Source organism: Salinisphaera dokdonensis CL-ES53 (assembly GCF_040361215.1).
Classification (GTDB): domain Bacteria; phylum Pseudomonadota; class Gammaproteobacteria; order Nevskiales; family Salinisphaeraceae; genus Salinisphaera; species Salinisphaera dokdonensis.
Genome location: NZ_APND01000002.1, coordinates 336,185 through 350,218, shown reverse-complemented (window position 1 = coordinate 350,218; position 14,034 = coordinate 336,185). Strand labels below are relative to the sequence as shown.

Below are 14,034 nucleotides of genomic sequence, written 5' to 3'. Positions count from 1 at the left end.
TTCGTAGCGGCCGCTGACGCGCGCGGCGCCGGCCGCGGCCCGGGCATGCTTTAATCTGGTGACGTGTTCATGCGTCGCGGCTGCGGCGCTGCAAACCTGCGACGTCCGCGTCGCGTGCCGGAGAAAACGATGTCGAATCGGGTCCGTAAGCTGCTCGTCGCCAACCGCGGCGAGATTGCGATACGTGTCATGCGTACTGCCAACGAGATGGGCATTCGCACCGTCGCGATCTACGCGCACGAGGATCGTTTCGCGCTGCACCGCTTCAAGGCGGACGAGAGCTATCTGGTCGGCAGCGGCCAGCAGCCGATTGCGGCTTATCTGGATATCGACGCCATCATCCAGGTGGCCCGCGACTGCGGCGCCGACGCGATCCATCCCGGTTACGGCTTCCTGTCCGAGAACCCGGAATTCGCCAGGGCCTGCGACGCGGCCGGTATCGCCTTCATCGGCCCGCCGGTCGACGTGCTCAACGCCTTCGGCGACAAGGTCTCGGCGCGCGAGGCCGCGGAGCGCACCGGGGTGCCGGTGATTCCCGCCTCCGGCGTGTTGCCGGAGGATCGCGACGAGATCGTCGCCATCGCCGACAAGCTCGGCTACCCGATCATGATCAAGGCCAGCTGGGGTGGCGGCGGGCGCGGCATGCGCCGGGTGGAAGCGCCCGACAAGCTGCTCGACGAGGTCGATATCGCCAAGCGCGAGGCCGGTTCGGCGTTCGGCAACGACGACGTCTATCTGGAAAAACTGGTCGAGCGTGCCCGCCATGTGGAGGTCCAGATCCTGGGCGATACGCACGGCAATGTCGTGCATCTGTTCGAGCGCGATTGCTCCGTACAGCGGCGCAACCAGAAAGTGGTCGAGCGCGCGCCAGCGCCGTATTTGGACGACGCCACCCGCAAAGGGCTGTGTGATTCGGCGATGCGCCTGTGTTCGCACCTCGGCTATGTCGGTGCGGGCACGGTGGAATTCCTGCTCGATGTGGATAGCGGCGAGTTCTATTTCATCGAGGTCAATCCGCGTATCCAGGTCGAGCATACGGTGACCGAGGAAGTCACCGGCGTGGACGTGGTGCGCGCCCAGATCCGGATCGCCGAAGGTGCGGCGATCGGCGAGGACGACGCGCTGCCGGCCCAGGAACTGATCACCATCGATGGCCACGCGCTGCAGTGTCGTGTGACCACCGAGGACCCGGAGAACGGCTTCGCGCCCGACCACGGGCGACTCACCGCCTATCGCAGCTCGGCCGGTTTCGGCGTGCGCCTGGACGGCGGCACGGCCTATACCGGCGCGGTGATCACGCCGTATTACGACTCGCTGCTGGTCAAGGTGACCACCTGGGCGCGTACGGTCGATGCCACCATCTCGCGCATGGACCGCGCGCTGCGTGAATTTCGGATTCGCGGGCTGTCGACCAACCTGCAGTTCCTCGAAAACGTCATCGGCCATCCGAGTTTCAAGGCGGCGGAATACACCACCCGCTTCATCGACACCACGCCCGAGCTGTTCGAGTTCAAGGCCCGCCAGGATCGCGCCACGCGATTGCTGCGCTTCATCGGCGACGTGACGGTCAACGGCCATCCGCAGATGGAAGGCCGCACGGTGCCCCGCATCGTCTTCCCGGAGGCGCCGCTACCGGCCTGCGATCTGCAAGCGGCCCCGCCGCGCGGCCTGCGCGACGAACTGCTCGACCGCGGCCCGACCGCCTTCGGCCAGTGGATGCGCGACCAGCAGCGCGTGCTGCTTACCGATACCACCATGCGCGATGCGCACCAGTCGCTGCTCGCCACGCGCATGCGCACGCAGGACATCGCCGCCATCGCGCCGTATTACGCGCGCATGTTGCCCGGCCTGTTGTCGTTGGAATGCTGGGGCGGGGCGACCTTCGACGTGGCCCTGCGTTTTCTCAAGGAAGACCCGTGGGAGCGCCTGGCTCTGGTTCGCGAGGCGGCGCCCAATATCCCGCTGCAGATGTTGCTGCGTGCCTCCAACGCCGTCGGCTATACCAACTATCCCGACAACGTCGTGCGCTATTTCGTGCAGCAGGCGGCGAGCAACGGTATCGATATCTTCCGCGTGTTCGATTCGCTCAATTGGGTGGAGAACATGCGCGTGGCCATGGACGCGGTCATCGATGCCGGCGGCGTCTGCGAGGGCACGATCTGCTACACCGGCGATCTGTTCGACAAGAGCCGGCCGAAGTACAACCTCAAGTACTACGTCGACAAGGCGAAGGCGCTGGAAAAAGCCGGCGCGCACGTGCTCGGCATCAAGGACATGGCCGGTATCTGTCGCCCGCGTGCAGCGGCCGAACTGGTCCGCGTGCTGAAACAGGAAACCGGCCTGCCGATTCATTTCCACACCCACGACACCTCCGGCATCGCGGCCTCCACGCTGCTCGCCGCGGTCGAGGCCGGCGTGGACGCCATCGATGGCGCGCTGGACTCGATGAGCGGCCTGACGTCGCAGCCCAATCTCGGCTCCATGGCCGCTGCGCTCGAACACGGCGACCGCGATCCGGGCATCGACCGCGAGGCGATGCAGTCGTTGTCCAACTACTGGGAAGGCGTGCGCAGCGTCTATGCGCCGTTCGAGGCCAACGTGCGCTCCGGCACAGCCGATGTCTATCGCCACGAGATGCCGGGCGGGCAGTACACCAACCTGCGCGAGCAGGCGCGCGCGCTGGGCCTGGCCGATCGCTGGCCCGAGATCGCCAGGGCCTATTTGCAGGTCAACCAGCTGTTCGGCGATATCGTGAAGGTCACGCCCACCTCCAAGGTGGTCGGCGACATGGCGCTGCATATGGTCTCCAACGACCGCAGTGCCGAGGAGATTGCCGACCCGGACGTGGATATCGATTTCCCGGATTCCGTGGTGGCGCTGTTCAAGGGCGAGCTGGGTTTTCCGGCCGACGGCTTTCCCGAAGCGCTGCAGAAGAAAGTGCTGCGCGGCGAACAGCCGCTCACCGATCGACCCGGCGCGTTGCTGGAGGATATCGATCTGGAGGCCGAGCGCGCCAAGGCTGGCGAAGAACTCGGTACTGAACTCAGCGATAGCCAGCTCGCCTCGCACCTGATGTATCCCAAGGTGTTCGCCGATTACGTCGCCCATCGTCAGCGCTATGGCAACGTCAGCCCGCTGTCGACCCAGGTGTTCTTCTACGGCCTGCGCGGCGAGGAAGAAACGCTGGTGGATATCGAGCCGGGCAAGCGCTTGCTCATCAGCCTGCAGGGCCAGGCGGATGCCGACGAGGACGGCATCGTGCGCCTGTTCTTCGAGCTCAACGGCCAGCCGCGCCCGATTCGTATCGCGCGTGCGGGCAGCGATGCGGCCGTCGCCCACCCCAAGGCCGACAAGGCCGACGCCAATCAGGTCGGCGCGCCGATGCCGGGCATGGTCGTGCACACGGCCGTGCGTGAAGGCCAGGAAGTGAAGGCCGGGGACGCGTTGCTGGGGCTGGAAGCGATGAAAATGGAGACCACGATTTCCGCGTCGCACGACGGCAAGATCGCGACGCTGCATGTCTCCAGCGGCGTGACGGTCGCGGCCGGCGACCTGCTGGTAACTCTGGAAGCGCCGTAGCCGCCGACCGGGTTCCCGGCCAGTCCTCGCGCTATGAATCATCGACCGATGGCCCGGTAGCTCCGGCCAGCGGTCAGTGCGGCCCTGCGTGCCGCTCGCCCAGGGACAGTAAATAGCTCCAGGATCGCCGCTCGCGGCCCAAGTCACGGTAATTCCGGGAACCCGTCCGCCGCGCGTCAAGCATTCCACCAAAGTCGTATGGGCCGCTCTTCCGTGGGTGCTGCACTGTGCAACGACAACAATTATTAACGAGGAGAGATGGCGATGGGCAAACTGCGAGGCGCGCTGTCAGCGCTGACCGTGGCCGGCGCAATGGCGGCCGGCATGCCGGCACATGCGGCCGGTAATGACGACGGCAAGGTTCGGATCGGTGTGCTGGGCGATATGTCCGGCGTCTACTCCACCGGCTTCAGCGGCCGGGGTTCGGTCGCTGCGGTGAAGATGGCGGTCGAGGATTTCGGCGGCGAGGTGCTCGGCGAGGAAATCGAGGTGGTCTCGGCCGATCATCAGAACAAGGCGGATATCGCCTCGTCCACGGCCCGTGAATGGATCGACCAGGAAGGGGTCGACGTGATCCTGGACACCACCAACAGTGCGGTCGCCCTGGCCGTGCAACAGTTGGCGTCCAACAAGGGCATCATCACCATGGATACCGGTTCCGCAACGTCGCAGCTGACCAACGAGGCCTGCACCAAGTACGGGATCGACTACGGCTACAACACCCAGGCCCTGCCGGTGGGCACGGCTACAGCGATCGTGAAAAACGGCGGCAAGAAATGGTTCTTCATCACCGCCGACTATGCGTTCGGACATTCGCTGGAGAAGAATACCGCCGCGGTGGTCAAGGAGCTCGGCGGCTCGGTGGTCGGGCAGGTCCGGGCGCCGCTGGGCACCAATGACTTCTCCTCCTACCTGCTGCAGGCCAAGAGTTCCGGCGCGGATGTGATCGCCCTGGCCAATGCCGGTCAGGACACCACCAACGCGGTCCGGCAGGCCAACGAGTTCGGCATCGTCTCGGGCGGCCAGGCCCTGGCCGGCATGCTGGTGTTGATCTCCGACGTGCAGAGCCTGGGTCTGGATACCACGGCCGGCCTGCAGTTCACCGTCGGCTGGTACTGGGACAACGACGACGAATCGCGGGAATGGACCAAGCGCTATCTCGCCAATGGCGGCACCACGCCCACCTTCCCGCATGCGGCCCTCTACTCGGCCACGACGGCCTATTTGAACGCGGTCAAGGCGGCGGGCACCGACGAAAGCGATGCCGTGCGCGAAGCCATTGGCAACAAGCCGATCGACGACTTTTTCGCCAAGGGCGGCACGATCCGCGACGACGGCCTGCTGCAGCACGACATGTACCTGCTCAAGGTAAAAAAGGCCGACGAGTCTGAAAGCCACTGGGACGTGGCCACCGTCGAGCGCACGATCCCGGGCGACCAGGCCTACCCGCCGCTGTCCGAATCCGGCTGCGCGATGCTCAAGAACTAGTTCGCACCGCACGACCTGAAACCACGGCCGCCGGCGTTCGCGCCGGCGGTGCTCTTTTGTACTTCCCAGACTACTGAGTGTTCGACCATGACCGACAAGCAGATTGACCGTATCCGCGCCAACGGCAAGGTGCCCTTGTTCATCGACGGCGAGTTCGTCGACAGCACGACCAGCGACTGGATCGAGCTGAACAATCCGGCTACCCAGGAGGTCATCGCCCAGGTCCCGGTCGCCACCGACGACGAAATGCAGCGCGCGGTCGAATCCGCCAAGGCCGCGTTCAAGGAATGGCGCGACGTGCCCACGGTCGAGCGCGTGCGCTATCTGTTCAAGTACCAGACGCTGCTCAAGGAGCGTCAGGAAGACATCGCCAAGGTGCTGTCGGAAGAGACCGGCAAGACCTTTGCCGATGCCATGGGCGACGTCTGGCGCGGTATCGAAGTGGTCGAGCACGGCTGCGGCATGACCACCCACATGATGGGCGAGACCGCCGAGAACGTGGCCCGCAATATCGACACGCACAGCTATGTGCACCCGATCGGCGTCTGTGCGGGCATCACCCCGTTCAACTTTCCGGCCATGATCCCGCTGTGGATGTACCCGCTGGCCGTGGCCTGCGGCAACAGCTTCATCCTCAAGCCGTCCGAGCAGGATCCGCTCACCACGGTCATGCTCACCGAACTGTTTGCCGAAGCGGGTTTTCCGAAAGGCCTGCTGCAGCTGATCCACGGCGACAAGCGCCAGGTGGACGCGATTCTCGATCATCCGGACGTGAAGGCCGTGTCCTTCGTCGGCTCCGTGCCGGTCGCCGAGCACGTCTATCGCCGCGGCACGCAGAATCTCAAGCGCGTACAGGCCATGGCGGGCGCGAAGAACCACATGATCGTCATGCCCGATGCCGACAAGGATCAGGTCGTGTCCTCGCTCGTGGGTTCGTCCTGCGGCGCGGCCGGTCAGCGCTGCATGGCGATCTCGGTCGCCGTGCTGGTGGGCGAATCGACCCGCGACTGGGTCGACGACATCAAGAATGCGCTGGGCGCTATCCGCCCCGGCGCGCCGGGCGACGACGGCGCGGCCTACGGCCCGCTGATCAACAAGAAGTCACGCGATCGCGTGCGCGAGCTGATCCAGGGCGCGGCCGCCGAAGGCGCCGACGTACTGCTCGACGGCTCGGAAGTGACGGTCGAGGGCTACCCGGACGGCAACTGGATCGGTCCGACCCTGTTCGACAACGTCACCACCGAAATGAAGGTCTACAACGAAGAGATCTTCGGCCCCGCGCTGTGCGTGATGCACGTCGACACGCTCGAAGAAGCGATCGAACTGGTCAACGCCAATCCTTACGGCAACGGCACCTCGATCTATACCAAGTCGGGCGCGGCCGCTCGCAAGTACCAGTACGAGACCGAAGTCGGTCAAGTGGGCATCAATCTGCCGATTCCGGTGCCGGCGCCGTTCTTCTCCTTCACCGGCTCGAAGAACTCTTTCTTCGGCGACCTGCACGCCTACGGCAAGCAGGCCGTGCGTTTCTATACCGAAACCAAGACCGTGCTCTCGCGCTGGCCGGAAGATGACGTGCCCGACGGACCGAACATGACGATCAGTATGCGATAGAGGATTAGATATGGGCGCTTTTGTTCTAAGAGTTGCTCCAAGTGGACTTGATCGAGTCCGCGAAGCTTTAGAGGACGACGAATTAATCCTCGGATGGTCGCACGCGGATGGCCTGTTAGATCTGAAGCTCAACTGGGGCCAGTTTCGGCGGATAGTCAGCGATACATACTATTCGGGCGAGAGCAATTTGCGTAAAGCTGGTGCGGCGTCCGGGCACTTGTGGCGGTTCATAAGAAGTATGGAGATAGGCGACCTAGTTGTGGTTCCGCGAGGGAGCAAGTTCTACGTAGCTGAGGTTTCCGGCCCAGCGCGCTATTTAGATAGCAAAATTTCTGAGGATACTGCCTATCGTCGGCCTGTTAAGTGGCTGAATAATAAAAAAGCAATACCCCGGAAGTATGCCAAAGCAGCGCTTACTTCTCGGATGAAAACGCAGGGGACTTGCGCTTCCGCAAACGACCTGCTGCCGCAAATAAAAGAATGCCTCAGCATCGCAGGCACAGGCGTTAAGCCTTCGTTTGAGCGTGACTTACGAGCTCGATTAGTTAGCGAGACTCTGGCCGAGCTTAGAAGCGGTCGTATGGAGAGTTATGCGTTCGAGAATTTGATTAAAGAGGTCTTGCTCGGATTAGGGGCTACCGAAGCGTCAGTTGTGCCTAGGAGCAAAGACAAAGGCGCTGACATTCTGGCTACATTTTCCGTAGCGGGCATATTTCAGCAAAAGGTGGCGGTACAGGCTAAGCACTGGCAAGCCAAACCTGCGCTAGGACCTAAGGTCGTCGGCCAACTTATAGATGGTTTAGAGGCGGAAGCTGCCCAGCATGGAATGGTCGTGACATCGGGCACGGTATCGGAGGCGGCAATACGTAAAGCCGCAGAGTATTCGGATGCTACAGGTGTAGTTATCGAACTCGTGGATGGGGAGCAGTTCGCCAAACTTGTAGTTGAGCACTATGTATCAAATCACCAGTAGGCCGTTGATCCGTAGGTCGGCCGAAGTTGCGAGGGCTGCTCTGAGCGCTAGATATGAATTTCGAACTCGACGACACCCAGATCGCTCTGCGTGAAGCGGCCGAGGACTTCGCGCGCAAGGCACTCGCGCCCAAGGCCGCGGAATGGGATGCGGAATCGATCTTCCCGCGTGACGTGATCGCCCAGGCCGGCGAACTGGGCTTCTGCGGGCTGTACACGCCGGAGGCGCAGGGCGGGCTCGGACTGGCGCGCCTCGATAGCGCGATGATCTTCGAGGCGCTTTCGGGCGGCTGCACGTCGACCGCGGCGTATATCAGCATCCACAACATGGCGACCTGGATGGTGGCCACCTTTGGCGGTGACGATGTGCGCGACCAGTGGTGTGGCGAACTGGCGGCCGGCGAGAAACTGGCCTCCTATTGCCTGACCGAGCCGGGCGCCGGCTCCGATGCGGCGTCGCTGAAGACGAAAGCCGAGCGCGACGGCGATGCCTATGTGCTCAACGGCAGCAAGTGCTTCATCTCCGGCGCGGGCGATACCGATCTGCTGGTGGTGATGGCGCGTACCGGCAAGGCGGGGCCGGCTGGGATCAGCACCTTTGCGGTGCCGGCCGACAGCGACGGCATCAGCTACGGGCGCAAGGAACCCAAGATGGGCTGGAACAGCCAGGCCACGCGCACGATCACCTTCGAGGATGTACGCGTGCCGGCCGCCAACCGGCTCGGCGAGGAAGGCCAGGGGTTTTCCATTGCCATGAAAGGCCTCGATGGCGGCCGTATCAATATTGCCGCCTGTTCGCTGGGTACCGCCCAGGCGGCACTCGACGCCAGCCGGCGCTATATGACCGAACGCGAACAGTTCGGCAGCAAGCTCGAGACGTTCCAGGCGTTGCAATTCAAACTGGCCGACATGGCCACCGAACTGCTCGCCTCGCGGCAGATGGTCTGGCTCGCGGCCAGCCGGCTCGATAATGGCCACCCGGAGGCCACGGCGTTCTGTGCCATGGCCAAGCGCTTCGCCACCGATCGCTGCTTTGATATCTGCAACACCGCGCTGCAGATTCACGGCGGCTACGGCTATATCCGCGAATACCCACTGGAACGCCATGTCCGCGACGTACGCGTGCACCAGATTCTGGAAGGCACGAACGAGATCATGCGCGTGATCATCGCCCGGCGTGTGCTCGCCGATCACGACGGGGATACGATCAGGTGAGCGAGGCTGTGCCGAGAATCGAGTACATCGGCCGCACCGCGGTCGTGACCTTAGACAATCCGCCGGCGCATGTCTTCACCGCTTCGATCCTGCGCGAGCTCGCGGCCCAACTGAACGCGCTCGAAGCCGATCCGGCAGTCGCAGCGCTCGTGATCACCGGTGCCGGCGATCGTTTCTTCTGTGCCGGTGACGATCTCAACATGTATGTAGGCGTGAACCCGGCCGAGGCACGCGAGCTGACGCGCCTGCTCGCCGCCGTGATCACCCGGCTGCACGATTTCTCCGGCCTGACCATCGCCGCCATCAACGGCTGGTGTCTCGGCGCGGGCCTCGAGTGTGCGCTGGCCTGCGATATTCGTATCGGCGAAGCCCATGCCCAATTCGGCTTGCCGGAAGGGCGTGTCGGGCTGCTGCCTTGTGGCGGCGGCACCCAGACGCTCGCACGCCAGGTCGGCGCGGGCTGGGCCAAGCGGCTGATTCTCTGCGGCGAAACCGTCGATGCCGATACCGCGCTGCGGATCGGTCTGATCGAGGAACCGGTGCCGGCCGGGCAGGCGCGCGACGTCGCACTCGCACTGGCCGAACAGGCCGGCCGCCAGAGCCCGCGCGCATTCGCCGCGAGCAAGGCACTTATTCACGCAAACCATGCCGGCGATCTCGAAACAGGCCTGGCCCGCGAGCGCGAGGCCTTCGGCGACCTGTTCGACGGCTCGGATGCCGGCGAGGGCGTGGCCGCCTTTCTGGAAAAACGCGAACCCCGATGGGATCACAACAGGAGTCGCAGTACATGAACCCGAGTCAATGGATCCGCGATGAGCGATAGCAGCGTCGTCTTTGAAGAACGCGATGCGGGCAACGGGCGCTGCGTAGCGTTTGCCCTGCTCAACGCCGAGCGCGCGCTGAACTCGCTGTCGCGCGCCATGATCGACAGCCTACAGGCCCGGCTCGACGCCTGGTCCAAACGCGACGATATCGTCTGCGTGGTGCTGCATGGCGCGGGCGAGAAAGCCTTCTGTGCCGGCGGCGACGTGATCGGCCTGTACAAGGCGATGACGGCGACCGGCGATGCGCCGAGCCCTGACGCCGAGGCGTTCTTCGCCCGCGAATATCGGCTCGATCACACCATCCATCGCTATCCCAAACCGGTGCTGTGCTGGGGTAACGGCACGGTGATGGGCGGCGGTCTGGGCGTGATGGCCGGCGCCAGCCATCGCGTGGTCACGGAACGCAGCAAGATCGCGATGCCGGAAGTCACCATCGGGTTGTTCCCGGACGTCGGCGCCAGCTGGTTTCTCGGCCGCATGCCGCAGCGGATCGGCCTGTTCCTGGGCCTGACTACCACGCCGATGCATCCCGGCGACGCCCTGTGGCTGGGCCTGGGCGACTATCGCATCGTCTCCAGCGAGCGCGAAGCGCTGTTCGACGCGCTCACTGGGCTGGACTGGCAGGGCGAACGCAACTCCGACGATGCCGTGCTGGCGCGCGCGCTGCGTGATTTCGAGGACGCCGCAGCGGCCGAAGACGCACGCCGCGAATCGGCGTTGTTTGCCCGCCAGCACACGATCGCCCGACTCACGGATACCGCGACGGTGGCCGAATTCCAGCAGCGGCTCACCGCGCAGGCCGACACCGACGACTGGTTCGCGCACGGCGCGAAGGCGATCGCTGGCGCGTCCCCGATGTCGCTGGCCGTGGTGCATGCCCAACTGGCACGCGACCCGAAGCTGTCGATCGAGGATGTGTTCCGCCGCGAACTGGCGATTGCGATCGCCTGCACGCGCGCGCCGGATTTCGCGGAGGGCATCCGCGCGCTGCTGGTCGACAAGGACAAGAATCCGCAGTGGTCGCCGGCCACGCTGGGCGAGGTCGACCCGGAAGAGGTCGCCGCCTATTTCGAACTACCCGCAGACTACGATCGCCATCCGCTGGGCGATCTCTAACAATCTATTTATAAATAAAAATCGAGATAAGGAGGAGAACATGTCCGGCACAATCGCCTTTATCGGCCTGGGCAACATGGGCGCGCCGATGGCCGCCAACCTGATCGAGGCCGGCTATACGCTCACCGTTTTTGATCTGGTCGAACAGGCCATGGCCGATGCCGCCGCGCTCGGCGCCAAACAGGCCGGCAGCGCGGCCGCGGCCGCCAAGGACGCCGAGATCGTGATCTCCATGCTGCCGGCCGGCAGGCATGTCGCCGATCTGTACATGGGCGAGGGCGGGCTGCTCGACGCGGTCGGCAAGGGCACGTTGCTGGTCGACTGCTCCACCATCGATGCCGAGACGTCGCGCCAGGTCGCGGAAGCGGCCACCGAACGTGGCCTGTCGATGATCGATGCACCGGTTTCCGGCGGCGTGAACGGCGCCAAGGCCGGTGGGCTGACTTTCATGGTCGGCGGCGAGGCCGAGGCGGTCGAACGCGCCAGCCCGCTGTTCGACGTCATGGGCAAGACCTATTTCCATGCCGGCCCGGCCGGCGCGGGTCAGGTTGCCAAGATGTGCAACAACATGCTGCTGGGCATCCTCATGACCGGCACATCGGAGGCCATCAATCTGGCCGTGGCCAATGGCCTCGATCCGGCCGTGGTGTCCGAGATCATGAAGAACGCCTCGGGCGGCAACTGGGCGCTCAATGTCTACAACCCCTATCCGGGTGTGATGGACAACGCGCCGGCCTCGAACGGCTACAAGCCGGGCTTCGGCGTCGATCTCATGCTCAAGGATCTGGGCCTGGCGATGGACTCCAGCCTCAAGAACGGCGTGGCGACCCCGCTGGGCTCGATGGCGCGAAACCTCTATTCGGTGCATAGCCAGTCGGGCCACGGCGGCGACGATTTCTCGAGCATTTTCAATCTGCTCAAGGGTCAGTCGCTCGACTGACGCGGCCGTAATACCCGCCAGAACAACAATCACGGCGGCCGATCCCGGACCGCCGACCGCGAGAAAAGGAGAAGGCGATGCATTCCGCAGACGCATTCAAGGCCGCCCGCCAGCAGCTTCTCGACCTGCGTGAGGACTATCCGAAGGCCTACGAGGCTTTCCGCTGGCCCGAGCTCGACGAGTTCAACTGGGCGCTGGACTGGTTCGACGACTACGCGAAGGGCAACGACAAGATCGCGCTATGGCTGGTCGACGCCGATGGCAGCGAGCATCGCTACAGCTTCGAGCAGATGCGCCAGCGCTCCAACCAGGTTGCGAATTTCCTGCGCGACCAGGGCCTGGGCCGGCGCGACACGCTGCTGGTCATGCTCGATAACGTCACCGAGCTCTGGGAAACCATGCTCGCGGCGATCAAGCTGGGCGCGGTGGTCATCCCGGCGACCACACTGCTGTCGCAGAAGGATCTGGGCGACCGGCTCGCCCGCGGCGGGGTGACGCATATTCTCGCCGCCGAGGAACACGTCGCCAAGTTCGAAGGGGTGGCCGGCGGGCTGACCTGCATCGTTGCCGGCGAGCCCTGTGGCCAATGGATCGGCTACGAGGCCGCCTATGAATCCTCGACCGAGTTCGAGGCCGATGGCGTGACTCGCGTCACCGATCCGATGCTGCTGTATTTCACCTCCGGCACGACCTCCAAGCCTAAGCTGGTGTTGCATACCCACCAGAGCTACCCGGTCGGCTCGCTGTCGACCATGTACTGGCTCGGCCTGCAGCCGGACGATATCCATTTCAATATCAGCTCGCCGGGCTGGGCCAAGCACGCCTGGTCCAATCTGTTCGCGCCCTGGGATGCCGGCTGTACGGTCTTCGTCTATCGCAGCGCGCGTTTCTCCGCGCCCGAAGCGCTGCAGGTCATCGCCGACAAGGGCGTGACCAGCCTGTGCGCGCCGCCGACCGTCTGGCGGCTGCTGATCCAGGAAGATCTATCGGCCTACGACATGAAGCTGAAAAGCCTGGTCGGCGCCGGCGAGCCGCTCAACCCGGAAGTCATCTCGCGCGTCGAAAAACTCTGGGGGCTCAAGATCCGTGACGGCTATGGCCAGACCGAGACGACGGCCCAGATCGGCAATCCGCCGGCACAGGAAATGAAGTCCGGCTCCATGGGCCGGCCGTTGCCGGGCTACAAGATCGCGTTACTGAACACCTTCGATGAGGAGAGCGACGAGGGCGAGATCGCCATCGACGTACGCGCCGATCGGCCGCTCGGGTTGATGCAGGAATACCGCGACGACCCGGAGCGCATGGCCAAGGCGCTGCACGACGGCTACTACCGCACCGGCGATGTCGCCAGCCGCGACGAAGATGGCTACTACTGGTACGTCGGCCGCGCCGACGACGTGTTCAAGAGCTCGGACTACCGTGTCAGCCCGTTCGAACTGGAGTCGATCCTGATCGAACACGAGTCCGTGGCCGAAGCGGCGGTAGTGCCGTCGCCGGACGATTTGCGCCTGAACGTGCCCAAGGCCTATATCGTGCTCCGGCGCGGCCACGAGCCCGGCCCGGACGCGGCAAAAGCCTTGTTCGCCTTCACTCGTGAACGGATGGCGCCCTACATGCGGATACGCGAACTGGAGTTTGCTGAACTGCCCAAGACCATTTCGGGGAAGATACGGCGTGTGGAGCTTCGTGCGCATGCGGCGGGGAATGAGAAGGGCGAGTTTGCCTATGCAGAAGCTGATTTTCCGGAGCTCAAGGAATAGAGAAAACTGCATTGGGCATGGGCCAAAGGCCGAGCAATCTGGCTAGGAATTAGCCACCCTCGGCGCTCTGTTGAGCAGCGGAGCCGAAACAATGAGCGGACAGTCGGATGTCTGAGTCGCACGTAGCCTGACCGCCTTCCGGCTAGTGCCGAACACAGAGCGCTGCTGCCAAGCATTTGCGTGAAACTTTGAGTCGATGGCGGCTACGTCGCTGATAGAGAAACCGGAAGGGTTAGGGCCACGAGTCTTTCGGCACTCACGAGCTTGAGGGGGCTTTTGTTTCGCACTGCTGTGCGACTTTCTTTCTTTTGCTTGTCCAAAAGAAAGTAAGCAAAGAAAAAGACTCCCGGCACGGCGCCGGCGCAAAGCGCCGGTGCACTCCGATGCTCGCGGCGAAGGGATGCGGCCAGAACTCGGATCGCTTTGGCGATCCTCAAACAGCTGGCCGCACCGGCGCAGTGCGCCGGACACCCTTCGCCGCTGCGCGTCTCCGTCGCCGTGCAAGGGGATGAATACAGACATTGAT

General features: G+C 63.9%; 9 protein-coding genes. All 9 read left to right on the top strand.

All coding sequences use genetic code 11. The features are described from left to right. The first annotated feature begins 129 nt into the window (after window positions 1-129). Complete coding sequence (locus tag SADO_RS07520; protein WP_353110562.1) at window positions 130-3,579, top strand: pyruvate carboxylase; 3,450 nt, start codon at window positions 130-132, stop codon at window positions 3,577-3,579. A gap of 264 nt (window positions 3,580-3,843) precedes the next feature. Next, entirely contained in the window at window positions 3,844-5,067 is a 1,224-nt protein-coding gene (locus SADO_RS07515; protein WP_353110561.1) for an ABC transporter substrate-binding protein, read from the top strand. A gap of 87 nt (window positions 5,068-5,154) precedes the next feature. Continuing rightward, window positions 5,155-6,681: a CoA-acylating methylmalonate-semialdehyde dehydrogenase gene (locus SADO_RS07510; protein ID WP_353110560.1), complete on the top strand. Its 1,527-nt coding sequence runs from the start codon at window positions 5,155-5,157 to the stop codon at window positions 6,679-6,681. A gap of 10 nt (window positions 6,682-6,691) precedes the next feature. Next, a complete protein-coding gene (locus SADO_RS07505) occupies window positions 6,692-7,654 on the top strand; it encodes a restriction endonuclease (RefSeq protein ID WP_353110559.1) in 963 nt (320 codons plus the stop codon). A gap of 53 nt (window positions 7,655-7,707) precedes the next feature. Next, window positions 7,708-8,868: an acyl-CoA dehydrogenase family protein gene (locus SADO_RS07500; RefSeq protein ID WP_353110558.1), complete on the top strand. Its 1,161-nt coding sequence runs from the start codon at window positions 7,708-7,710 to the stop codon at window positions 8,866-8,868. After that, on the top strand, window positions 8,865-9,659 hold the full coding sequence (locus SADO_RS07495) for an enoyl-CoA hydratase (RefSeq protein WP_353110557.1): 795 nt from the start codon (window positions 8,865-8,867) through the stop codon (window positions 9,657-9,659). The genes SADO_RS07500 and SADO_RS07495 overlap by 4 nt, the downstream gene beginning before the upstream one ends. A gap of 21 nt (window positions 9,660-9,680) precedes the next feature. Beyond that, window positions 9,681-10,808, top strand: a complete 1,128-nt coding sequence (locus tag SADO_RS07490; protein ID WP_353110556.1) for an enoyl-CoA hydratase/isomerase family protein — start codon at window positions 9,681-9,683, stop codon at window positions 10,806-10,808. Window positions 10,809-10,848: 40 nt separating this feature from the next. Beyond that, window positions 10,849-11,748 (top strand): 3-hydroxyisobutyrate dehydrogenase, encoded by a 900-nt coding sequence (mmsB, locus tag SADO_RS07485; protein ID WP_353110555.1) that lies wholly within the window; start codon window positions 10,849-10,851, stop codon window positions 11,746-11,748. A 77-nt stretch (window positions 11,749-11,825) separates the two neighbouring features. Then, window positions 11,826-13,508: an AMP-binding protein gene (locus SADO_RS07480; RefSeq protein ID WP_353110554.1), complete on the top strand. Its 1,683-nt coding sequence runs from the start codon at window positions 11,826-11,828 to the stop codon at window positions 13,506-13,508. Window positions 13,509-14,034 lie beyond the last annotated feature (526 nt).

What these genes read in the sequence shown, in the direction of transcription:
- SADO_RS07500 (WP_353110558.1), top strand. Translation starts at nt 7,708, where the DNA reads ATGAATTTCGAACTCGACGACACCCAGATCGCTCTGCGTGAAGCGGCC.
- SADO_RS07480 (WP_353110554.1), top strand. Translation starts at nt 11,826, where the DNA reads ATGCATTCCGCAGACGCATTCAAGGCCGCCCGCCAGCAGCTTCTCGAC.
- SADO_RS07515 (WP_353110561.1), top strand. Translation starts at nt 3,844, where the DNA reads ATGGGCAAACTGCGAGGCGCGCTGTCAGCGCTGACCGTGGCCGGCGCA.
- mmsB (WP_353110555.1), top strand. Translation starts at nt 10,849, where the DNA reads ATGTCCGGCACAATCGCCTTTATCGGCCTGGGCAACATGGGCGCGCCG.
- SADO_RS07520 (WP_353110562.1), top strand. Translation starts at nt 130, where the DNA reads ATGTCGAATCGGGTCCGTAAGCTGCTCGTCGCCAACCGCGGCGAGATT.
- SADO_RS07505 (WP_353110559.1), top strand. Translation starts at nt 6,692, where the DNA reads ATGGGCGCTTTTGTTCTAAGAGTTGCTCCAAGTGGACTTGATCGAGTC.
- SADO_RS07510 (WP_353110560.1), top strand. Translation starts at nt 5,155, where the DNA reads ATGACCGACAAGCAGATTGACCGTATCCGCGCCAACGGCAAGGTGCCC.
- SADO_RS07490 (WP_353110556.1), top strand. Translation starts at nt 9,681, where the DNA reads ATGAGCGATAGCAGCGTCGTCTTTGAAGAACGCGATGCGGGCAACGGG.